This window comes from Flavobacterium sp. LHD-85, assembly GCF_030929595.1.
Taxonomy (GTDB): domain Bacteria; phylum Bacteroidota; class Bacteroidia; order Flavobacteriales; family Flavobacteriaceae; genus Flavobacterium.
This window is the reverse complement of the sequence record NZ_JAVFVR010000001.1, coordinates 403,524-424,641: the sequence shown is the minus strand read 5'-3', so window position 1 is coordinate 424,641 and position 21,118 is coordinate 403,524. Positions and strand designations below refer to the sequence as shown.

At 33.6% G+C, this 21,118-nt stretch carries 24 protein-coding genes; 13 read left to right on the top strand and 11 right to left on the bottom strand.

Going from position 1 to position 21,118, the window contains the following annotated elements:
• Positions 1-4: 4 nt before the first annotated feature.
• The 8 genes from murI to RB618_RS01860 all read right to left on the bottom strand — a co-directional run bounded on the left by murI (position 5) and on the right by RB618_RS01860 (position 8,468).
• Positions 5-781, bottom strand: a complete 777-nt coding sequence (murI, locus tag RB618_RS01895; protein WP_308067240.1) for a glutamate racemase — start codon at positions 779-781, stop codon at positions 5-7.
• A gap of 149 nt (positions 782-930) precedes the next feature.
• On the bottom strand, positions 931-1,434 hold the full coding sequence (locus RB618_RS01890) for an OmpH family outer membrane protein (protein WP_170830271.1): 504 nt from the start codon (positions 1,432-1,434) through the stop codon (positions 931-933).
• Positions 1,435-1,448: 14 nt separating this feature from the next.
• Positions 1,449-2,492: an OmpH family outer membrane protein gene (locus RB618_RS01885; RefSeq protein ID WP_308067239.1), complete on the bottom strand. Its 1,044-nt coding sequence runs from the start codon at positions 2,490-2,492 to the stop codon at positions 1,449-1,451.
• Between the two features lie 42 nt (positions 2,493-2,534).
• On the bottom strand, positions 2,535-5,282 hold the full coding sequence (locus RB618_RS01880; RefSeq protein ID WP_308067238.1) for a POTRA domain-containing protein: 2,748 nt from the start codon (positions 5,280-5,282) through the stop codon (positions 2,535-2,537).
• Positions 5,215-5,955 carry an isoprenyl transferase gene (locus tag RB618_RS01875; RefSeq protein ID WP_308067237.1) on the bottom strand — a complete coding sequence of 247 codons (741 nt, stop codon included), beginning with the start codon at positions 5,953-5,955 and terminating at the stop codon, positions 5,215-5,217. Before RB618_RS01875 ends, RB618_RS01880 begins: the two co-directional genes overlap by 68 nt.
• Positions 5,956-5,958: 3 nt before the next feature.
• Positions 5,959-6,651 carry a DUF6089 family protein gene (locus RB618_RS01870; protein ID WP_308067236.1) on the bottom strand — a complete coding sequence of 231 codons (693 nt, stop codon included), beginning with the start codon at positions 6,649-6,651 and terminating at the stop codon, positions 5,959-5,961.
• Between the two features lie 173 nt (positions 6,652-6,824).
• Entirely contained in the window at positions 6,825-7,709 is an 885-nt protein-coding gene (locus RB618_RS01865) for an NAD kinase (RefSeq protein WP_308067235.1), read from the bottom strand.
• Between the two features lie 99 nt (positions 7,710-7,808).
• A complete protein-coding gene (locus RB618_RS01860) occupies positions 7,809-8,468 on the bottom strand; it encodes a CBS domain-containing protein (RefSeq protein ID WP_308067234.1) in 660 nt (219 codons plus the stop codon).
• Between the two features lie 115 nt (positions 8,469-8,583).
• Here RB618_RS01860 and RB618_RS01855 point away from each other — a divergent pair, with 115 nt between their 5' ends.
• The 7 genes from RB618_RS01855 to RB618_RS01825 all read left to right on the top strand — a co-directional run bounded on the left by RB618_RS01855 (position 8,584) and on the right by RB618_RS01825 (position 15,143).
• Complete coding sequence (locus RB618_RS01855) at positions 8,584-9,297, top strand: pyridoxine 5'-phosphate synthase (RefSeq protein ID WP_308067233.1); 714 nt, start codon at positions 8,584-8,586, stop codon at positions 9,295-9,297.
• 25 nt (positions 9,298-9,322) lie between these two features.
• On the top strand, positions 9,323-10,087 hold the full coding sequence (locus tag RB618_RS01850) for an alpha/beta fold hydrolase (protein WP_308067232.1): 765 nt from the start codon (positions 9,323-9,325) through the stop codon (positions 10,085-10,087).
• A gap of 55 nt (positions 10,088-10,142) precedes the next feature.
• A complete protein-coding gene (locus tag RB618_RS01845) occupies positions 10,143-10,487 on the top strand; it encodes a phage holin family protein (RefSeq protein ID WP_111283849.1) in 345 nt (114 codons plus the stop codon).
• A 112-nt stretch (positions 10,488-10,599) separates the two neighbouring features.
• Entirely contained in the window at positions 10,600-11,922 is a 1,323-nt protein-coding gene (locus RB618_RS01840; RefSeq protein ID WP_308067231.1) for a trigger factor, read from the top strand.
• A gap of 328 nt (positions 11,923-12,250) precedes the next feature.
• Positions 12,251-12,925, top strand: coding sequence for an ATP-dependent Clp endopeptidase proteolytic subunit ClpP (gene clpP / locus RB618_RS01835; protein ID WP_129748748.1), 675 nt, complete (start codon positions 12,251-12,253; stop codon positions 12,923-12,925).
• A 199-nt stretch (positions 12,926-13,124) separates the two neighbouring features.
• A complete protein-coding gene (gene clpX, locus RB618_RS01830; protein ID WP_008467306.1) occupies positions 13,125-14,357 on the top strand; it encodes an ATP-dependent Clp protease ATP-binding subunit ClpX in 1,233 nt (410 codons plus the stop codon).
• A 135-nt stretch (positions 14,358-14,492) separates the two neighbouring features.
• On the top strand, positions 14,493-15,143 hold the full coding sequence (locus RB618_RS01825; RefSeq protein ID WP_308067230.1) for a murein L,D-transpeptidase catalytic domain-containing protein: 651 nt from the start codon (positions 14,493-14,495) through the stop codon (positions 15,141-15,143).
• 39 nt (positions 15,144-15,182) lie between these two features.
• Here the strand turns inward: RB618_RS01825 and RB618_RS01820 are convergent, their stop codons facing one another.
• Entirely contained in the window at positions 15,183-16,148 is a 966-nt protein-coding gene (locus RB618_RS01820) for a helix-turn-helix domain-containing protein (RefSeq protein WP_308067229.1), read from the bottom strand.
• A gap of 140 nt (positions 16,149-16,288) precedes the next feature.
• On the opposite strand from RB618_RS01820, the gene RB618_RS01815 reads away from it, so the two are divergent.
• The 6 genes from RB618_RS01815 to serB all read left to right on the top strand — a co-directional run bounded on the left by RB618_RS01815 (position 16,289) and on the right by serB (position 20,024).
• Positions 16,289-16,699: a VOC family protein gene (locus tag RB618_RS01815; protein ID WP_308067228.1), complete on the top strand. Its 411-nt coding sequence runs from the start codon at positions 16,289-16,291 to the stop codon at positions 16,697-16,699.
• A gap of 51 nt (positions 16,700-16,750) precedes the next feature.
• Positions 16,751-17,155, top strand: a complete 405-nt coding sequence (locus RB618_RS01810) for an SRPBCC family protein (protein WP_308067227.1) — start codon at positions 16,751-16,753, stop codon at positions 17,153-17,155.
• A 120-nt stretch (positions 17,156-17,275) separates the two neighbouring features.
• Positions 17,276-17,686 carry a VOC family protein gene (locus RB618_RS01805; protein WP_308067226.1) on the top strand — a complete coding sequence of 137 codons (411 nt, stop codon included), beginning with the start codon at positions 17,276-17,278 and terminating at the stop codon, positions 17,684-17,686.
• Between the two features lies 1 nt (position 17,687).
• Positions 17,688-18,125, top strand: coding sequence for an SRPBCC domain-containing protein (locus RB618_RS01800; RefSeq protein ID WP_308067225.1), 438 nt, complete (start codon positions 17,688-17,690; stop codon positions 18,123-18,125).
• Positions 18,126-18,204: 79 nt separating this feature from the next.
• A complete protein-coding gene (locus RB618_RS01795; protein WP_308067224.1) occupies positions 18,205-18,639 on the top strand; it encodes a VOC family protein in 435 nt (144 codons plus the stop codon).
• 155 nt (positions 18,640-18,794) lie between these two features.
• Entirely contained in the window at positions 18,795-20,024 is a 1,230-nt protein-coding gene (serB, locus tag RB618_RS01790; protein WP_308067223.1) for a phosphoserine phosphatase SerB, read from the top strand.
• Between the two features lie 308 nt (positions 20,025-20,332).
• Here the strand turns inward: serB and RB618_RS01785 are convergent, their stop codons facing one another.
• Positions 20,333-20,872, bottom strand: a complete 540-nt coding sequence (locus RB618_RS01785) for an STM3941 family protein (RefSeq protein WP_308067222.1) — start codon at positions 20,870-20,872, stop codon at positions 20,333-20,335.
• Positions 20,865-21,107, bottom strand: a complete 243-nt coding sequence (locus RB618_RS01780; protein WP_308067221.1) for a redox-active disulfide protein 2 — start codon at positions 21,105-21,107, stop codon at positions 20,865-20,867. Before RB618_RS01780 ends, RB618_RS01785 begins: the two co-directional genes overlap by 8 nt.
• Positions 21,108-21,118 lie beyond the last annotated feature (11 nt).

The window sequence follows — 21,118 nt, the reverse complement described above, 5'->3', positions numbered from 1 at the left end:
TAATTTAAAAGTCTTTTTTGATTACGGGATATTTATATTCTAAAATTGATTCTAAAACTTTAGGATCAGAATTAACATAAAATACAGGATCAATATCTGTACTTTCTGAAAAGCCAACTTTGTCTTTAAGTAGATTTTTAGTTTGGCGCGCAACAGCTTCTCCTGAATCTATTATTTTAATATGATCTGGGAGAATTTTTTTTATCTGAGGAATTAGGTAAGGGTAGTGGCTGCATCCTAAAACCAAGTAATCAATATTAGCTTCAATCATAGGCTGCAGATATGACTCTAACAATTGTGTCATTTCTGGCGAGTACAAATTACCGTCTTCAATAAGCTGTACAAGTCCGTGTCCAACCTGCTCAATGATTTTGGTGTTATGAAACATCTCAGCAGTTTTATTAAACAACTCACTATTAAGAGTGCCTTTTGTCGCTAAAATTCCAATCACCTGAGTTTGAGAATTGTTTGCTGCTGGTTTGATGGCAGGCTCAATTCCAACAAACGGAACATCGTAATCTGCACGAAGTTCTACTATAGCATTTGTTGTAGCCGTATTGCAGGCCACAACAATAAGTTTGCAGTTATTCTCTAGTAAAAATTCTACATTTTTTTTGCTTAATGCAACAATCTCTTCTTTGCTTCTTTGGCCGTAAGGCGCATTTTTATTATCAGCCAGATAAATGGTTTTTTCATTTGGAAGAAGTTCGTGGATGGCGCTCCAAATGGAAGTCCCGCCAATACCAGAATCAAAAACGCCTATAGGATTATTGTTTGTCATAAAGCAAATTTAATATTTTTTAATAAAAATTCGATATTCTAAGTTAAGTGAAATCTTGAAATAATACCAAAGATTGGTTTTAATTTTTTGTAAAAAAAAACTGCTCAAATTGAATAAATTGAGCAGTTTAATTATCGAGATTTAATTTCTTAGAATCCTAAATCTTTTTTAACATCAGCAGTGATGTTTGGACCATCAGCTAATAATAAAGTAGAACCGTCTAAAACGTATTGGAAACCTTTAGCTTTTCCAACTTTTTGGATAGAAGCTCTAACTTTTTCCATTAAAGGTTTTACGATATCAGTTTCTTTTTGTTGTAATTCTTTTTGAGCATTGTCTCTGTAATCAACAATTCTTTTTTGCATATCTTGAACCTCTTTAGAACGCTCACCGTTTACAGCATCAGTTACAGTTGCAGCTTCAGCTTCGTACTTTTTGATTTTTACTTGATATTCGTCAACCATTTTTTTGTATTCAGCATCATATGTACCACTTAATTTTTGCAGTTGATTTTGAGCATCTAGCATAGCAGGCATTTTAGACATGATCTCGCTTACATCAACATGAGCTACCTTCGCTTGCGCGTTCATTGTGTTACTTGCTCCTAAAATAAGAATTGCAGCAATTAGTAAAGTTTTGATTTGTTTCATCATTTTTAAAATATTAATTAATTATTGGTCGTATTTGTTTTTTGCGTTTGGGCTTCTTTTGCTTTTTTAGCCGCTTCTCTTTCTTCTAAAATTTTCTTTCTTCTTTCTTCCAATTCTTTTTTACGTTGTTCGTAGAGTAATTGTCTCTCTTCTGCTTTTGTCATTGCAGGCTGTTCAGTAGGAGTTGTTTCTCCAGTGGCAGCAGGTGTTGCAGTTTTTGCAGTCGAGTTTGTTTTGGCATCACCACTCGTTGTCGTAGTTGCAGCAGGAACGGCTGTTGGTGTAGCTGTTCCAGAAACCGTGCCATTTTTTTTCGCTTCTCTTTCTTCTTGTAAAGCTTTTCTTCTGTCTTCGTATTCTTTTCTCTTAGCTTCTTGCTCTAATTTTCTGTCTTGAATTAGCTTTTCTCTCGCTGCTCTTTTCTCATCAAGTGCTTTTTGGCGGTCGGCCATCGCTGGATTTTCGTCAATTGCATTTTCAATATTTTCTTTAGCCTCTTGCTCTTTCAATTGTTTTTTGGTCAGCTGTTCACGTTTTTCAGTACGGTTTAAAATTCTTAAAACCTGATCGCTAATATCAAATCTTTTATTGCTAAAAAGCATGGTAAGATCTGATGATTTATCAAAAACAAAATCATAATTTTTTGCTTCTGCTATATCTTGTACGGCAGTAAAAACCTGATCTTGTATAGGCTTTGCTAAAGCTGCTTTTTGTCTCATTAGATTTCCATCAGACCCAAATTGTTTCTGCTGATAATCCATCATTTCTTGTTCAAGAAACTTAATTTCGGTTTCTCTTTCTTCTATTAATTCTTTTGTAAGTAAAGCTTTTTCTGTTTTCAAGCTTTCCTTCAAATTATTTATATTTAATTTTTTAGCCTCTACTTCTTGCTTCCACTTTTGAGCTTTTTGCTCTAATTGTGATTTGGCTTCTTTATAATCGGAAACATTTTCTAAAATATACTCCATATCGATGTAGCCAATTCGAGTCGTCTTTCCTTGTGCCTGACTTGTATTTGCTACAATCAAGGCTAAAAATATAAATAAAAATTGTTTTCTCATAACATAACTTTATTTGATGATTTTTAACCAAACGTTATTTCACTAAAATTGTTGTCCAATGATAAAGTGTGTTTCCCAACCATTAGCTTTTGTTTGTCCTGGAAGAGCGTCAAATCCGTAACCAAAGTCAATACCCAATAATCCAAATGCAGGCATGAATACACGTAAACCAGCACCAGCAGAACGACTTAAGTCGAATGGGTTGTAATCTTTAAACGTCGGATATGATGAACCTGCTTCTAAGAACGTTAATGCAAAAATAGAAGCCGATGCTTTTAATGTAATTGGGTAACGTAATTCCATAGAGAATTTGTTGTAAATCGTTGCTCCAATTGCATCACCATTTGCGTTTACAGGAGTCAAAGAGTTGTTTGGATAACCTCTTAATTGAATAGTCTCTCTACCATCCATTGAGTAGTTAGCCATACCATCACCTCCTAAGTAAAAGCGCTCAAACGGAATTACACCTCTTTCTTGATTGTAAGCTCCTAAGAAACCAAACTCAGTTAGAGTTCTCAATACTAGTTTTCCATAAACTTTAGTATACCAGTCTCCCTTAAATTTTACTTTATAATATTCTAACCAGTTGTACTTTTTCTGATCGACTTTTGCTACATCCGTATCGGCACTTGCGAAATCAGAACCAACACTTACATAGCCAGTTTGACCGTTTACAGTTTCTGTTTTAACATAATCGCCATTGTTAAGCGGTTTTCCATCTACACCACTTCCTGATGTTCCAGTATATTGTGTTTTGTAATCTTTTTGGTTTTGTAAATCACCATAATCAATACCATTAAATAATGAGTATGGAGGGGTAACTTTTGCCGTAATACTAAATTCAGAACCATAAGTAGGGAATATTGGGTTTACCCCTTTATTACTTCTTGAAAGTCCAATAGTATACGCTAAGTTTCTTGATGCACCATTACCAAAAGTAAACAAACCTGTGTTATAATTATTCAAGTCATAGTGCTGATAACTTACAGATTGTGATAACACGAAGTAGTCATCTGGCACGGTTAATCTTTTTGCTAAACCAACTTGGACTGTAAAAATATTAAAACTTTTGCTTTTATCAACAGTTCTAGTGATGTAATTGTTAAGAAATTGCTTACTGTATGAAATAGATGAACTAAACTGCACTGGTTTCTTTCCTCCAAACCAAGGTTCTGAGAAAGATAAACTATAGGTTTGGAAATAAGTACTTCCTTGTAAACGAAGAGCAACTTTTTGTCCATCTCCCATTGGTAAAGGCTTGTAAGCTTCCTTATCAAATATCTTTCGTGCCGAGAAGTTGTTAAACGAAAGTCCTAATGTACCAATGAAACCTCCACCGCCATAACCTCCTTGAAGTTCAACTTGGCTAGATCCTTTTTCAACTACATTGTATTCGATATCAACCGTTCCAGCTCCAGCATCTACATTCTTAAATTTAGGATCAATTGCTTCTGGATCAAAGAAACCCAATTGACCAATCTCACGAATAGTTCTAACTAATTGCTCTTTACTGTATTTTTCACCTGGTTTTGTTCTTAACTCACGGTAAATAACATGGTCATTTGTTTTGTCGTTTCCAACAACAGTAATTTTGTTGAAATAGGCGATAGGACCCTCAGTAACTCTAATCTCAAAATCGATCGTATCGTTAACTGTTTTTACCTCTACAGCATTGATGTTTGAAAATAAATAACCGTTATTTTGGTATAAATTCGTAATATCTTCTGCGTCTGGTTTTGTCTTATCAGCTATTCTTTTTTCTAGTAAAACTCCATTATAAGTTTCCCCTTTTTTAATTCCTAAATAACGGCTTAAAAGCTGATCTGAATAAACAGTGTTACCTAAGAATTTGATATTACCAAAGTAATATTTGTTTCCTTCTTCTACATTTATCTTGATTGCAAGTGCATTTTTTTGCTTGCTGTATTGTACAGAATCGTAAATAATACGGGCATCACGGTATCCTTTTTCTTTATAGGCTGCGATTACTTTTTCTAAGTCAGTTTTGTATTTTTCTGGAATAAATTTAGAAGCTTTAAATACACGAATGAAATTTTTCTGTTTAGTGTCTTTCATTGCGGCACGCAACTGATTGTCTGTAAGTTGTTTGTTGCCAATGAAGTCAATGCTGCTTATTTTTACCTTATCTCCTTTATCTATCCTTACAAGCATATTTACTTGATGTCCATTGATAGTGTCTGGAGTATTTGTTATAGTAACTTTTGTGTTATAATAACCTTCTTTTTTGTATTTATTTTCAATGTAATTTTTTGTCGTAGTGATTAAGTTTTCGTTTACGATTTTGTTCTTAGTCAGATTGTTATCTTTAATCAAGCCTTCTACTTTGCTTTTCTTGACACCAACGATTTTAACTTCATTTAATTTAGGAAGTTCAACGATATCTAAATCTAAATAAATACTATCGTTTTCTACTTTATTAACATAGAAAGCGATTTCGTCAAATAAACCTAGTTTACCTAATTTTTTAATTGCGCTACTGATTTCTTCTCCAGGAACGGTGATTTCTTGACCTTTTTGAAGTCCAGAAAAGGTTACAACAGTCTGCTCATTGAAGCTTATTTTACCAACAACAGAAACTTTAGCTAGAATATATTTTTTTCCTTGATCAAAAGGAACTCTTTCTTGTGCTTTAATTTGTGAAAAACTACCCAAAAGTAAAAGGGTAAGGACTATTTGTATTTTTTTTTGCAACACTAAAAAATTATTTAATTTGTTCACTGGTTTTTCCAAATCTACGTTCTCTTTTTTGATAACTAATAATAGCCTCATATAAATCTTGGTCTTTAAAGTCTGGCCATAAGACATTAGTAAAATACAATTCTGCATAGGCAATCTGCCATAGCAAAAAATTACTTATTCTATGTTCTCCACTTGTTCGTATTAACAAATCTACGTCTGGTAAATTTTGCGTGTAAAGATGCTCATTTATAATTGAATCGTCAATAGTGTCTATTGAAATTATATTATTTTTAACTTTATCACTAATTGACTTTACGGCATTTACCAATTCTTCTCTAGAGCCATAACTTAAAGCAAGCGTAAGGGTTAAGCGAGTATTGTTTTTAGTTTTATCCATAACATCCAAAAGTTCTTTTTGGGCTGTTTTTGGTAATTTGTCAAGATTTCCAATTGCATTAAGGCGAATATTGTTCTCTTGAAGGGTTACTAGTTCTTTTTTTAATGAATTGATCAATATTTTCATTAACGCCTGAACCTCAAGTTTTGGGCGATTCCAGTTTTCTGTAGAAAAAGCATATAAAGTTAGATACTCAATTCCAAGCTTAGCTGAGGTTTTGATTATTTCTTTTACAGATTTTGTTCCATTTTCGTGGCCAAACGCGCGCAAAAAACCTTGTTGTTTTGCCCAACGTCCGTTACCGTCCATAATAATGGCTAGGTGTTTAGGTAAGTTTGTGTGATCTATTGATTCTATTAAATTCATTTTTTAGTATGCGCAATAGCATGGTTTTTTTCCAAAGGTATACGTTAAAGTCATACCAGAAAAAATATACCAGTCATTATTATTTAAATTTCCAAACTTCATGATATTTGGATTGCTTGTATTTGGATTGCTTCCGTCTATATTATCTGTAAAGGTATAACGTGCGCCAACTTCAGCTGCTAAAATGAAACGCGGTGTTATATTTGATTTTATACCTAATATAATAGGTATGGCTGCTGTGCTTTGGTTTTTTTGTGCGTATACGGTATTAGGGCTTGTAGTGTATCTGTATAAGTTGTCGTAGAAAAAGTAACTTAGGCCGGTAAACACATACGGTGTTATCTTTGTGCGATCTTCATGCAGATTAAAGTCGAAAAAATTGAATTCTAAACCAGCAGAAAGTTCTTTTATATTGTTGTCAAAACGATAACCTCTTTGATTTCTGCCTGTCTCATCAGATTTAAAATCATTTCCGCTAACATTTGACTGCATATAAGAGAAACGCCATGAATGTCTCGGACTCCTGTTCCACTTGTAAAGAACTCCAAAGGTTAGTTTTTCTGGGGCAATATAAGTTGTTTTTCCAACATCGCCTACAAAGTTGCTTCCGCCAAGAAAAACACCGAGCTCATTGATCTGAGCATTAAGTGTAATAAAGGGGAAAAAACATAACAATAAATTAAAAATTTTCTTCATTTAATTCAAAATTGCGTGCAAATATAATAATTATCAATACGAATCAAAGTTCCTTTAGTTAAATGTGCTCTTTTTTCATTTTATGTTGTGATTTTGAGCAATTTAATGATGATTCACTACATGCAGAACGAGAAAATGTGGTATTATCGTATAGTGAAGAATCAGAAAAGAGTTTAATTTCTTTTATCTTCTCCCCAGAGCAGTTTGTTTCTTAAAGTTTTTAAGAAAGTTTCTCCTGGTATTTCAACCATTTTAATTTTGTAATCTGTTTTTTTAATTTTTATAATCGATTCGTTTTTCACCGAAGAAATTCTTGAATCTAAGGAAACCAAATATTGATCTTCTCTTCCTGTTACTCGCAATGTAATTTCGGTATCGTCAGGAATAACAAGAGGTCTGGCGGTTAAATTATGAGGGGCAATTGGAGTAATAACTAAGCTTTTGACATCTGGCGTTAAAATTGGCCCGCCACAGCTTAAAGAATAACCTGTAGAGCCTGTTGGTGTTGAAATGATTAATCCATCAGCCCAATATGAATTTAGATATTCGTTGTTCAAATAAGTTTCTACCGTGATCATCGATGTTGTATCTTTTCTGCTCACAGTAACTTCGTTCATGGCGAAGTTAAGTTCTTTGAATGCTTCATTATAAGGTTCGCATGTAATTCCTAATAAAGTGCGTTCTGAAGTTGTATAGTTTTGATCAATAACATATTGAAGTAGAATATCGATGTTTTCCTTTTGAACTTTGGCAAGAAAACCAAGTCTTCCGGCATTTATACCTAACAAAGGAACTCCTGAATTACGAACAAAAGCAGCGGCTCTTAAAATTGTACCGTCGCCTCCAATACTAATAAGCATTTCGAAACTATTGTCTAAAGCAGTGCTTGGAGAAAAAGTTTTGTATTCTTTTTTTACAAGTTGTTTTTCATAAAGCATGTTCAAGAAATTTTCTTCAATTACCATTTCGACATTGTTGGCATTAAAGAAATTGAAAATGTCTTTTATAATAGGTTCAGTGCTGTTCTGATAATATTGTCCGTAAATGGCTATTTTCATTCGTTGTTAAATTAGAGAATTTGTCAATGTGGCAATTAGATAATTGGGAAATGCGAAAATTATCTAATTAACTAATTTTCTCATTGGCACATTCATAACTTATATATTAAGGTATTTGTCTAAATAATCTGATCGCTCTTTTAAACTGTTAATATAGGTGTCTTCCTGATGTTCTGAAATAATTTCATAACCGTATCTTCTATAAGTCTGAATAATTTCATTGATTGCTCCTAAACCAATTTTTACAGTGATTTGAACATTTTCGGTATCAGCTTCAGAAACAAAACAGCCTAAAACTTTTCCGTTATTGCTTTCTACAATTTGAGTCACCTCACTCATAGAATAGTCCAAAAGTCCTTTTTGAACAATAATAATCGCACCAGGTTCTTTTAAGAATGGAGTTTCTTGAAAAAACTTCATAATGTCTTCCATTTCGTAATAACCGATGTAGTTATTGTTTTCATCAAGAATTGGGAGAAGGTTGGTGTGGTTTTTGGCAAAAACTTCTAGAACATCCAGCCAGATCATTGATTTTCTGGCAAAAAAACGTTCTAAAGTATATTTGTAGTCAATAGCTTTTTTATCAATGTCAAATGTTTCAACATCATCAGAAGAGATGCTTCCAATAAAAACACCGTCTTCTAGAATCGGAAAATGAGAAAAATTTACATCGACAAAAAAGTCCTGGATCGAGGCTATCGTTTCCTGACTGTCAATCGCTCTGAAATCGTTTGTGATATAGTTTGTAATTTCTGTCATAAATCAATTGAGGATATTTGATGCAAAATAATCAAAAAATACCGAAAACCACTCTGTTTTACTTTGTATTTTTGTCGTAACAAATATAAGATTACTAGAATTAATATCTATTTATATGACAAAATTAAGTGTTAATATCAATAAAATAGCAACGCTTCGAAATGCTCGTGGCGGAAATGTTCCCGATTTATTAAAAGTAGCTGCAGATATTCAGCGATTTGGCGGACAAGGAATTACAATTCACCCGCGTCCAGATGAGCGTCATATTCGTTATCAAGATGCACGCGATTTAAAAGCAGTCGTTACAACGGAATATAATATTGAAGGGAATCCGCAACATAATTTTATTGATTTAGTTTTAGAATGCAAACCAGATCAGGTGACATTGGTTCCAGATGCAATTGGTGCAATAACTTCGTCTGCAGGTTGGGATACAATTAAAAATCAAGAATATTTAACTGAAGTAATTCAGGAATTTCAAAGAAACGGAATCAGAACTTCGATTTTTGTTGATCCAATTTTAGAAATGATTGAAGGAGCAAAAAAAACAGGAACTGACAGAATTGAATTATATACTGAATCTTTTGCACACCAATATAGTTTAGGAAACGAAAAAGGAATTGAACCTTACACAAAAGCTGCACTGTTGGCAAACGAATTGAGTTTAGGAATCAATGCTGGGCACGATTTGAGTTTGGATAATATTAAATTTTTCAAACAAAATATTCCTGGTTTATTGGAAGTTTCTATTGGGCATGCTTTAATTTCGGAGGCACTTTATCTAGGTCTAGATAATACTGTCAATATGTATCTGAATAAATTGAAATAATTCTTTAAAAGGAAAAAACAAAAATATGCTTTATTCAAAAATAGAAGGCGAAGGGAAGCCATTTGTCATCATGCACGGATTTCTCGGAATGTCTGACAACTGGAAAACACTTGCGGGGCAATACGTAGAAGCCGGATTTCAAGTTCATATTTTAGATTTAAGAAACCACGGTCGTAGTTTTCATTCGGACGAATGGAGTTACGAAGCGATGGTTCAGGATGTTTATGAATATTGTCAGGCGAATAATCTAACCAGAATTGATATTCTAGGGCATTCAATGGGAGGAAAAGTGGCAATGCTTTTTGCAACAACACATCCAGAAATTGTAGATAAATTAATTGTGGCAGATATTGGCCCGAGATTCTATAAGCAGCATCATCAAGATATTTTGGCAGGATTAAATGCTGTTGATTTTTCGGTAAAACCAAGCCGAAATGATGTAGAAGAGATAGTGTCTCAATATGTTCCAGATTTTGGAACACGTCAGTTTTTGTTGAAAAATCTATATTGGAGAGAACCTGGACAATTAGCCTTTAGATTTAATCTTGAAGCGTTTAATAATAATCTCGACGCAATTGGAAAACCTTTGGCAGATCATTTGGTTTTTAATAAACCCACATTATTTATTAGAGGCGGAAATTCTGGTTACATTCAAGATGCCGATATGGATGAAATTCGCAAGCATTTTCCAGATTTAAAACTGGAAACTATTCCAAATGCTGGGCATTGGCTTCATGCTGAAAATCCGAAGATGTTTTTCGAATTGACTGCTACGTTTTTAAAAGAGTAGTCGTTTTTGATAAGAATTTTTAGTACTTTTAAATAAATTTTAAACCTGAAGAACTATGAAATTATTACTTAGACTCCTTGTTACGGCTGCCTTGGTTTTATTATTGTCTAACATTTTAACCGGCGTGCATGTTGCTAGTTTTGGTACGGCTGTAATTGTTGCAGTGGTTTTAGGATTACTGAATATCTTTATTAAACCAATTTTAGTATTGCTGACTCTACCAGTAACATTTGTTACACTCGGGTTGTTTTTATTAGTCATAAATGCTGTAATTATTTTATTGTGCACAAAAATTGTTGGAGGTTTTGTAGTCGATACATTCTGGACAGCCTTAATATTCAGTATTATTTTGTCTATACTTCAATCTCTTACTTATAAAATATTGGGAGACGATAAATAAAACAATGTAGCAGATTAAAACTGCTTCAAATACAATAGATTAAAAACTTGGTTGGGTTGCAAAAATTTTATAATTTTGCAACCCAATTTTATTATGTAAATTAAAGAAGAAGATGGATATTAAAAGAGTAGCAATAGACGCTGTAAACGAGACAATCGTTATGAACGTTGTTCATATGGATTATAAAGGTCAAGTAGCAAAAAGAATTAACGAAAAAATGCCTTTAGCGCAAGTAAAAGGATTTAGAAAAGGGGCAGTGCCTAAAGATCTTGTTGAAAAACAATACGGAAAAGCTATTAAGCAGGAAGAGATCAAAAAAGTAGTTGATTTGGCTTTAGAGCGTTATATTCAATCTGAAAGATTAAATCTTTTAGGAACTCCTCTTGCTAAAGTAAACGAAAATTTTAACTGGGATGCTGAAGAATTAACTTTCGAATACGAAATTGGTTTAGTGCCAAACTTCGAAATTAATTTAGAAGCTAAAAATGATATCGTAAAATATATCGTTACTGCTGATGATAAATTAATCGACGGACAAGTAGAGCGTATCCAAAAACAATTCGGAAAAGCAATCCCTCAAGATAAAGTTGAAGCTGATTCAGATTTAACTGGAACTTTCTCAAGTGAAGAAAACGGAATTAACAATACAACTACAATTTCAGTTAGCGCTTTTAGCAAAAAAGCTGGAAAACAATTTGTAGGTAAAAAAGTTGGAGATGTTGTTACAGTAAGCACAAAAGGCTTATTTGATGACGATCACCAATTAATGGATTACTTAAAAGTAGGTCACGAAGGTGTTCACGGTTTAGATGTTGAAGTAAACTTTACTATTTCAGCAATCAATGGTTCTGAGCCAGCTGAGTTAAACCAAGAATTGTTTGATAAACTTTTTGGTGAAGGAAAAGTAGCTTCTTTAGAAGATTTAAAAGCTAAAATTAAAGAAGATGCTGAAGCACAATTCGCACAGCAATCAGAGCAAAAATTATTATTAGACGTTCAAGATTTCTTAATCGAAAACACAAAATTCGATTTGCCAGCTGAATTCTTGAAAAAATGGTTGCAAACTGTAGGAGAGAAAAAATTAACTCCAGAAGAAGCAGAAGTTGAATACGCAAGATCTGAAAAAGGTTTACGTTTCCAATTAATCGAAGGAAAAGCTTTAGCTCAAAGCAATATCCAAATTACATTTGAAGATTTGAAAGAGTTTACATCAAACGCTATCAGACAGCAAATGGCTCAATTTGGACAAACAAACCCAACTGACGAGGAAGTTCAAGGAATCGTGGCTAGAGTTCTATCTAACCAAGAGGAAGTGAAAAGACTTTCTGAGCAAGTTGTAGCATCTAAAATGTTAAATATCTTCAAAGAAAAAGCTAACCCAACAACTAAAGAGGTTACTTACGAAGAATTTATCGCTGCATCTTACGGAGAATAAATTTAAGTCTGAAAGGCAAAAGTTCTAAAGTCGAAAGCTAAGAAGTATACTTTTTAAAAATTAAGATTTTATTACAGAAACTGAAAGATAAAAATAATTATATTTGAACGTCAATGGAAGTTTTTCTTCTATTGGCGTTCTTTTTTTGTTTTAGATTTTAAATCGGCAAACGTTTCTTAGTAAAAAAAACTTAGGATCTTAGTGCCTTAAAATCTTAGCATCTTAAAAAAAGAAGACAAATTGGCATCCTTTATAAAAAGGTACGAACTTTGTTTTATCCGTTTAAGTCAATTTCTGACTTTAGACTTTTCAACTTTAAACTAAAAATATGAACTACGGTAAAGAATTCAAGAAATTTGCTACAAAGCACCAAGGAGTAAACGCAATGTATTACGATAAAATCGTAGCTGCGATGACACCAACAAACATGACTCCATATATTATCGAAGAGCGTCAATTGAACATTTCTCAATTGGACGTTTTCTCAAGATTAATGATGGACCGAATTATCTTTTTAGGAACAGGTATCGACGACCAAATCGCTAATATCGTTCAGGCTCAGTTGTTGTTTTTAGAAAGCGCTGATGCATCAAAAGATATTCAAATTTATTTAAACTCTCCAGGAGGAAGTGTTTATGCAGGTTTAGGAATTTATGATACTATGCAATACATCAAACCAGATGTAGCAACAATTTGTACAGGAATGGCAGCTTCTATGGGAGCAGTTCTATTATGTGCAGGAGCAGCCGGAAAGCGTTCTGCGTTGCCTCACTCAAGAGTAATGATTCACCAGCCATCTGGAGGAGCACAAGGAGTTGCAACAGATATGGAAATCAACTTACGTGAGATGTTGAAATTAAAAGATGAATTATATAACATTATTTCGCACCATTCAGGGCAAACTTTTGATAAAGTGCACAAAGACAGTGAGCGTGATTACTGGATGAAAGCAGACGAAGCAAAAGAGTACGGAATGATTGACGAAGTATTGAGAAGAGGATAATTTTTAAAGTTTAAATTGTTTCAAGTTTCAGGTTTCAAGTTCCGTAAATAACGCGCCAACTTGAAACCTGAAACTTGAAACTTGAAACTTGAAACAAAAAATAAAGACTTAAGCTGCAAAGGATTAAGTTTTTAAGTTTTTATTAAATTAAAAAGCTTAGAAACTTAGTATCTTTGCAGCTTAGTAACTTAAATAAAGAATGGCAAAAGTAGTATTAGAATGTTCGTTTTGTGGAAGAAAGAAGCCAGAAACTAATTTATTAATAGCTGGAATCAATGCGCATATTTGTGATAAGTGTATTGAACAGGCACACGGAATTGTTTTAGAAGAATTAAAATCTAGCGGAAGCGCAAAACTAGTTGGTGACTTAATTTTGAAGAAACCAAAAGAAATTAGAGCTTTCCTAGATCAATATGTTATTGGACAGGATCAGACAAAAAAAGTAATGTCGGTTGCGGTTTACAATCACTACAAGCGTTTAATGCAACAGCAACTAGACGATGAAGTAGAGATTGAAAAAAGCAACATCATCATGGTGGGTCAGACAGGAACAGGAAAAACATTGGTGGCAAAAACTATTGCTAAAATGTTAGATGTTCCGTTGGCTATTGTTGATGCAACAGTATTAACAGAAGCTGGTTACGTTGGAGAAGACGTTGAAAGTATTTTGACTCGCTTGCTTCAAGCTGCAGATTACGACGTTGCTAAAGCAGAAAGAGGAATCGTATTTATTGACGAAATTGATAAAATCGCTCGCAAAAGCGATAACCCGTCAATCACACGTGACGTTTCTGGCGAAGGTGTTCAGCAGGCATTATTGAAGTTATTAGAAGGGACAGTTGTAAATGTACCGCCAAAAGGAGGACGTAAACACCCAGACCAAAAATTTGTTGAGGTAAATACTCAAAATATCTTATTTATTGCTGGTGGAGCTTTTGATGGAGTAGAGCGTATTATTTCTAAACGTTTAAACCGTCAGGCAGTTGGTTATTCAACTTCTAAAAACACTGACAATATCGATAAAGACAATTTATTGCAATATATCATTCCAAAAGACATTAAAGATTTTGGTTTGATTCCTGAGATTATTGGACGTTTACCAGTTTTAACGCACATGGATCCTTTGGATAAAGCAACGCTTCGTGCCATTTTAACACAGCCTAAAAATGCATTGATCAAACAATATCAGAAATTATTCTTGATGGATGATGTTGAATTTACAATTACAGATGAAGCTTTAGATTTTATTGTAGATAAAGCTTTGGAATATAAATTAGGTGCTCGTGGATTGCGTTCTTTATGCGAAGCTATCTTGACAGATGCGATGTATGAACTGCCAACATCTGACGATATTAGTTTGACAATCGATAAAGAATATGCAGAACATACGCTAAGTAAAAACTTGTTGAAGCGTATGGAAATTGCTTCTTAAAGTAATCAAATAACTTTGTCAAAGTTTAAAACTTTGACAAAGTTCAATTATAGAACCTGCTCATTTTTGAGCAGGTTTTTTTTTATACACTTTTTTAATCTTATTTTCGTTTGTGCTTTTGAGTAAATATTTGATATGAAGAAAATGCTTTTTATAATTTGTTTGGCTTTTGTTTTTTCTTGCAATAAAGAGGGCAAAAGAATAGTTGTTTCTGAAACTAAGCATAAAAGTGAAGTGGCTTCATTGGAAAAACCTCGTGTTGAAGTTAATTACAGTAATTATTATAAAGAAGCAGCATACTATTGTAAAGTCAATAATTTAAATCAAGAGAAATTTATTTTGATTGACCTTGGATTGCATTCTGGCTATAAACGATTTTTTGTTTACGATTTTAAAAAGAAAGAAGTTTCGAAATCCTATTTGGTAAGTCATGGTTGCGGAGATAATCAATGGGGAGGAACTTATTCTAAAGATAATGCAAAGATGAGTAACGAATTTGATTCACATTGTTCTTCGGTTGGAAAGTATGTTGTTTTGGATCGTGGTATAAGTCAGTGGGGAATAAAGGTAAATTATGTTTTGCAAGGAAAAGAAAAAAGCAATTTTAATGCACAAAAACGTGCCATTGTTTTGCATTCTTGGGAAGAGGTGTCAGATGATGAAGTTTATCCTGAAGGAACGCCAGAGGGTTGGGGTTGTCCTGCGGTTTCAAACGAGAGCATGAGAGAAATCGATAAACTTTTGAAAGCCAATAAAAAAATACTTCTTTGGATTGTTAAGTCTTAAAGTGTAGAGACGCACTGCAGTGCGTCTCTACAGTAAAAATTACTGCACTCTAAATTTCTCGCGATATTCAATTGGTTTCATACCTACCATTTTATAAAAAACCTTTCTAAAAGCTTTCGGATCATTATAACCTGTTTTTTCAATAATTTCTGAAATTGAAAGTTGAGTTTCTTCTAAATATTTCTTCGAACTTTCGACTCTGATATTCTGTAAATATTCAATCGGAGGAATCCCTGTCACTTGTTTAAAACGGCGTGTCATGTTTCGGGTACTTGTTGGAATATCTTTAGTAATTTCTTCTAGCTTTTCTATAGAATGATATTGGCTTTCAATCTTTTGTTGGAGCATTGCGACTAAAGTGTCATTGTGCAAATGATTTGGTCTGAAAGTGCTAAAATAGCTTTGTTTGTATCGGTTTAAATCGATAGAAAATATTTTAGCAATCTTAACAGCCATTTCGTTTCCACAGAATTTTTGAACCAAAAGAATCAACAAATGAAAAGTTGAGGTCGATCCTCCGCTGGTGTATAAACTTCCGTCGGCAGTAAGGGTTTCTTCAGGTTTTAATTTTACCATCGGAAAAGCTTTGGTAAATGCGCTACAGGCATCAACATGTGTCGTAGCTAATTTCTCGTTTAGTAGACCTGAGGCCGCAAATAAAAATGCTCCCGTACAAAAGCTGGCCAATTCGGCTCCGGCTCGATGCTGTTTTTGCAACCACGGAATAAAACTTTTATTCTTTTTAATCATCTCGCTCATATTATCGGTAGTAAAAGCGGGAATTAAAATTAAGTCGAGAATGTTATCTGAAGTTTCAATAGCGTTGCTTTTATATCCAAAAAGATTTCCTTGATCAGTTTGTCCTTGCGACTGAAAAATCATAATTTCAAATGGTTTTTCTGTTCCCAAAGTAAGTTTATTCGTGGTTTCGAATACCTCTAATATTGCTGCGATGCTTAGTAATTTATAATCGTGAGGTATGATTAAACCTAGTTTCGTGCTCATGATATTTTGATTTTTTGGAATTACAGTATCATACAAAAATAAGCAAATTGTCTCAAATGCCCCTAAAAATGGCTTTTATTGACATTTTAAGTAATCTTAAAAAATTAAATTTGTTTTAATTAATTCGTAATTTTATAGATATGAAAACAAAAATCTTCTTAAATCTTGCTGTAAAAGATTTAAATCGCGCAATATCTTTTTTTAACGAACTTGGCTTTCCAACCAATCCTAAATTTACTAATGATAAGGGAGCTTGCATCGTTATAAGCGAAAGCATCTTTGTAATGCTTTTGATAAAAGAGTTTTATCAAACATTTACTAAAAAGCAAATTTGTGATTCTACCACAACCAGTGAAGCTCTTATGGCGCTTTCTGTAGAAACAAGGGAGCAAGTAGATGAAATGGTGGAGAAGGCGGTCAAGGCCGGTGGAACAGATTACCAGCAATCTCAAGATTACGGCTGGATGTACCAAAGAACTTTTCTAGATGTAGATGGACATCATTGGGAAGTTTTCTTTATGGATGAAAGCCAGATTCCAGAAAATATGTAATAATTAATGGGAAACAGATCAAACAAAATAAATTATTTAAAAACTGCAAAAATGATAACAATTAAAAACACCGTAAATGCATCTCTTGATAAAGTTTGGAATTTTTGGAATACTCCAGAACACATTACAAAATGGAGCTTTGCTTCTCCAGATTGGCACACGCCTTACGCAGAAGCTGATTTGAGAGAGGGTGGAAGATTCAAATCGACTATGGCTGCAAAAGACGGAAGCATGAGTTTTGACTTTGAAGGCGAATTTACTTTAGTAAAGCCAAACCAAGCGCTTTCGTATGTTATGGGAGACGGAAGAAAAGTTGAAATTACTTTTACAGAAACGGCAGATGGTGTTGAGATAATTGAAAGTTTTGACCCAGAAACACAAAATCCAGAAGAAATGCAGCGCGCTGGCTGGCAGGCAATTTTGGATAATTTTAAAAGTTACATTGAAGCTAATTAATTTTAGGTTCAAAGATTCAAAGTGACAAAGATTCAAACGATTACAAACTTAAATTAGCTTACATTATTTATATGGTTTAAAAAAAAAATAAATATCTAACCCAACAAAAAAAAACAAAAAATGACAAAACAAATATGGTTGAATCTTCCTGTAAAGGATGTAGCTAAAGCGAAAGACTTTTTCTGGAAAATTGGTTTTTCGTTTAATGAACAGCATGACACGCCAAGCTCGACGTGCATGATTGTAGGTGAAGGACATTTTGTAATAATGCTTTTTGAAGAAATGCTTTTTTCTAGTTTTTCTCAAAATACTCTTACTGATACTAAATCGAGTTCAGAAGTTTTGATTTCGATAGATGCAGAAAGCAGGGAAGAAGTTGATGAGCTAGCTGAAAAAGTCAAAGAAGCTGGCGGAAATGTTTTTGCTCCTCCTGCAGAAAACCAAGGATGGATGTACGGTTGCGGTTTTGCCGATTTGGATGGTCATCGTTGGAATGTTTTATTTATGGACTTTAGTAAATTACCAGATTAATATGGAAAAATTAGTTTTTAATATCGATATAAAGGCTCCCAAAGAAAAAATTTGGAAAGTCTTATGGGACGACGAAACTTACAGAAAGTGGACAAGTGCTTTTTGCGAAGGAAGTTACGTTGAAACGAGTTGGAACGAAGGCGATAAAATTTATTTTTTAGGACCAGGTGGAGAAGGAATGAATAGTTTAATTGAAACCAAAATTCCAAACGAATACATGGCTTTTAAACATATGGGTGAACTGAAAGATCATAAAGAAGTTCCACCAAATGAAGAAACAGAAAAGTGGATTGGAGCAATGGAAACCTATCGTTTAGATCAAAAAGGTGATGTGGTTGATCTTCATGTAGAAGTTGATGTAATCGAAAAACATATTGACTATTTCAAAGAGGCCTTTCCAAAAGGAATGGACATGATTAAAGAGTTGTCTGAGAAGTAGAAAACATAAAAGAAGCGGACAAGAATAAAGACTTGGTTTTGAATTAACAATTTATAATTAACAATTAATAATTGAAAAAATGGCAGCAATAAATCCATACTTAATGTTTAATGGAACATGCGAAGAAGCGTTCCTGTTTTATAAATCGGTTTTTGGCGGAGATTTTACTTTTATAGGAAAATTTAAAGATGCTCCTGCAGAAGAAGGCGAAGTGCTTTCTGAAGAAGTTTTAAATAGAATTATGCATGTATCACTTCCAATTGGAAGCACTGTTTTAATGGGAAGCGACAGTCATCCAAGATATGGCGACGTAGGTTTTGGAGATAATTTCTCTATTTCGATCAACACAGAAAGTACAGAAGAAGCAGATAGAATTTTCAACGGACTTTCGGCTGGAGGAAAAGTGGAAATGCCAATGGATAATACTTTCTGGGGATCTTATTTTGGAATGTTCAAAGATAAGTTTGGCGTAAACTGGATGGTAAGTTTTGATAAAAATGAACCAATGAAATAATCAAAAAGTTACGTTATTTTAATAATAAAACAGAAATGTTAAATTACTCGAAAAAGCACATGAAAATGTGCTTTTTCATTTCAAAAAAACAATGATTATTCTTTTTTATCAACGCGAGATTGCCGATTTTTGTCGCTTCAAAACTAAGAAAGAAAATGGCAGCAGAAGATAAAGAAATAATTTTATTAAAAGTTTCAGGACACGATAAAATTGGAGTTACAGCAGGATTAACAGCTGTATTGGCAACATACGATGCCAATATTTTAGATATCGGACAGGCCGATATTCATGATACCCTTTCTTTAGGAATTTTGTTCGAAATTGCTGCGGGATCTTCATCTGCACCCGTTTTAAAGGATCTTTTGTTTAAAGCATACGAATTGGAAATCAAAGTAAAATTTATTCCGATTTCTATCGAAGATTATGAAACGTGGGTAAAATCACAATCAAAACAGCGTTACATCATCAACATTTTGGGCGAAAAACTAGCAGCATCACAATTGTCTGCGGTAACTCAAATATTGTCAGATCAAAACTTAAATATTGATTCTATTATTAGATTAACAGGAAGAACTTCTGTTGTAGAAAAAGAAGAATATCCGCGTTCTTGTATTCAATTGTCGGTAACGGGCGAAATTGTAAACAAGATTATCATGACGGCGAGTTTTATGGAAATCTCTAGAACGCTAAATGTTGATATCTCTTTCCAGGAAGATAATATTTACAGAAGAAACCGCCGTTTGGTTTGTTTCGATATGGATTCGACTTTAATTCAAACTGAAGTAATCGATGAATTAGCAGAATTGAATGGTGTAGGAGATCAGGTTCGTGCCATAACGGAATCGGCTATGAACGGTGAAATTGATTTCAACGAAAGTTTCAAGAAACGTATGGCACTTCTAGAAGGTTTAAGCGAAGAAGTTTTGCAGAATGTTGCTATTAATCTGCCAATAACACAAGGAGCACACCGTTTGATGAAAGCCTTAAAATACTACGGCTATAAAACTGCAATTCTTTCAGGAGGATTTACTTATTTTGGAGAATACCTTCAAAAAGAATTAGGAATAGACTACGTTCACGCCAATCAATTAGAAATAAAAGATGGTAAACTAACAGGAAAATATCTGGGTGATATTGTAGACGGTCAGAAAAAAGCAGAATATCTAAAAGCAATCGCCGAAAAAGAAGGAATTCACATCAATCAGACAATCGCGGTTGGAGACGGAGCCAACGATTTGCCAATGCTAAACTTAGCGGGTCTAGGAATTGCTTTCCATGCCAAACCAAAAGTTAAAGAAAGTGCTTCAACTTCCATTTCAAGTTTGGGTCTTGATGGTGTTTTATATCTTTTAGGATATCACGACAGATATATTGATATGATGTAATCTACAAGTTGTCACCCTGAGCGAAGTCGAAGGGCTTTATGTAGAAAAGGGCTTCGACTTCGCTCAGCCTGACAAAGTAAATTCGTCCATTTTTTGTCATCCCGAGGAACGAGGGATCTCCGCAAGTAACTCGACAATCAAAATAGAAAAACAAAACCTCAGTCCTTTTAAATAAAGAGCTGAGGTTTTTTTATTTGGGCATGCCCCGCCAGAAAAAGGCGGGTCGGGCTATCCGCTGCAATCTTTTTGTTTTTAAAGAAAAAACAAAAAGGATTTCCACTTCTATCCCTCATGCGGGTTTAGTGGAATTATCGTGATTTATATTTGTTCCATTCTTCGTGCAGTAATTTCTCAAGATCATCAAAATTATAATTTAAACTATTAGAAGTAATAGAGAGAGGTGTTCCATACATTCTTAAGTTAGCTTTCATTAATGATCCTTTGAAACGAGAGCTCTTTTCAATAAACTCTTTTGGATTTGAAACATCAATTAATAAAAATTTAGTAGACATAACTTGTTGAATTCTTATCCCTTCGATTTTTGACCAATCAATTAATCCAACACTGCCATAATGGGAATTGTCGGTAATTCCAATTTCATTAATTATTAAGCCAGGTTTTGTATCAAAGATTTTGAAAAAAATATAAATCAAACATATTCCGAAGAAAGATAACGAAGCAAAACCAGCAATTTTTATAAATTCAATATTTCTGCAGATAGGTGAAACATACTTTTCTGAATTTATAATAAACTGAATTCCTAATATTACAAAGATTGCGGAAGCTATAAAAGCTAAAGTCATTTTTCTTTTGCTTAATCCAATTCTAGTTTCGCTTATTTTATCCACGAGATTCCAATTCCTTTTTCAGTTCCTTTAAACTCTTAAGATTCAAGAAAAGAATAGGCAATAAAGCAATCGGAACAATATTCATGGCGCTAAAACCTTTCATGAAAATAATGAATATGTTAAGAATGAACAGCATAAAAAGAACAACGCAAAAAATGGTATTCACGGTTTTTAATGTCTTCTGATTTTTAATCAGTTCTTCAGTGGTCATTTCGCTGAATTTTGTGTCTTTCATTTTATAAGTTG

Coding starts and splice junctions, on each gene's coding strand:
- murI (WP_308067240.1), bottom strand. CDS start 781: ATGACAAACAATAATCCTATAGGCGTTTTTGATTCTGGTATTGGCGGG.
- RB618_RS01890 (WP_170830271.1), bottom strand. CDS start 1,434: ATGATGAAACAAATCAAAACTTTACTAATTGCTGCAATTCTTATTTTA.
- RB618_RS01885 (WP_308067239.1), bottom strand. CDS start 2,492: ATGAGAAAACAATTTTTATTTATATTTTTAGCCTTGATTGTAGCAAAT.
- RB618_RS01880 (WP_308067238.1), bottom strand. CDS start 5,282: ATGAGGCTATTATTAGTTATCAAAAAAGAGAACGTAGATTTGGAAAAA.
- RB618_RS01875 (WP_308067237.1), bottom strand. CDS start 5,955: ATGAATTTAATAGAATCAATAGATCACACAAACTTACCTAAACACCTA.
- RB618_RS01870 (WP_308067236.1), bottom strand. CDS start 6,651: ATGAAGAAAATTTTTAATTTATTGTTATGTTTTTTCCCCTTTATTACA.
- RB618_RS01865 (WP_308067235.1), bottom strand. CDS start 7,709: ATGAAAATAGCCATTTACGGACAATATTATCAGAACAGCACTGAACCT.
- RB618_RS01860 (WP_308067234.1), bottom strand. CDS start 8,468: ATGACAGAAATTACAAACTATATCACAAACGATTTCAGAGCGATTGAC.
- RB618_RS01855 (WP_308067233.1), top strand. CDS start 8,584: ATGACAAAATTAAGTGTTAATATCAATAAAATAGCAACGCTTCGAAAT.
- RB618_RS01850 (WP_308067232.1), top strand. CDS start 9,323: ATGCTTTATTCAAAAATAGAAGGCGAAGGGAAGCCATTTGTCATCATG.
- RB618_RS01845 (WP_111283849.1), top strand. CDS start 10,143: ATGAAATTATTACTTAGACTCCTTGTTACGGCTGCCTTGGTTTTATTA.
- RB618_RS01840 (WP_308067231.1), top strand. CDS start 10,600: ATGGATATTAAAAGAGTAGCAATAGACGCTGTAAACGAGACAATCGTT.
- clpP (WP_129748748.1), top strand. CDS start 12,251: ATGAACTACGGTAAAGAATTCAAGAAATTTGCTACAAAGCACCAAGGA.
- clpX (WP_008467306.1), top strand. CDS start 13,125: ATGGCAAAAGTAGTATTAGAATGTTCGTTTTGTGGAAGAAAGAAGCCA.
- RB618_RS01825 (WP_308067230.1), top strand. CDS start 14,493: ATGAAGAAAATGCTTTTTATAATTTGTTTGGCTTTTGTTTTTTCTTGC.
- RB618_RS01820 (WP_308067229.1), bottom strand. CDS start 16,148: ATGAGCACGAAACTAGGTTTAATCATACCTCACGATTATAAATTACTA.
- RB618_RS01815 (WP_308067228.1), top strand. CDS start 16,289: ATGAAAACAAAAATCTTCTTAAATCTTGCTGTAAAAGATTTAAATCGC.
- RB618_RS01810 (WP_308067227.1), top strand. CDS start 16,751: ATGATAACAATTAAAAACACCGTAAATGCATCTCTTGATAAAGTTTGG.
- RB618_RS01805 (WP_308067226.1), top strand. CDS start 17,276: ATGACAAAACAAATATGGTTGAATCTTCCTGTAAAGGATGTAGCTAAA.
- RB618_RS01800 (WP_308067225.1), top strand. CDS start 17,688: ATGGAAAAATTAGTTTTTAATATCGATATAAAGGCTCCCAAAGAAAAA.
- RB618_RS01795 (WP_308067224.1), top strand. CDS start 18,205: ATGGCAGCAATAAATCCATACTTAATGTTTAATGGAACATGCGAAGAA.
- serB (WP_308067223.1), top strand. CDS start 18,795: ATGGCAGCAGAAGATAAAGAAATAATTTTATTAAAAGTTTCAGGACAC.
- RB618_RS01780 (WP_308067221.1), bottom strand. CDS start 21,107: ATGAAAGACACAAAATTCAGCGAAATGACCACTGAAGAACTGATTAAA.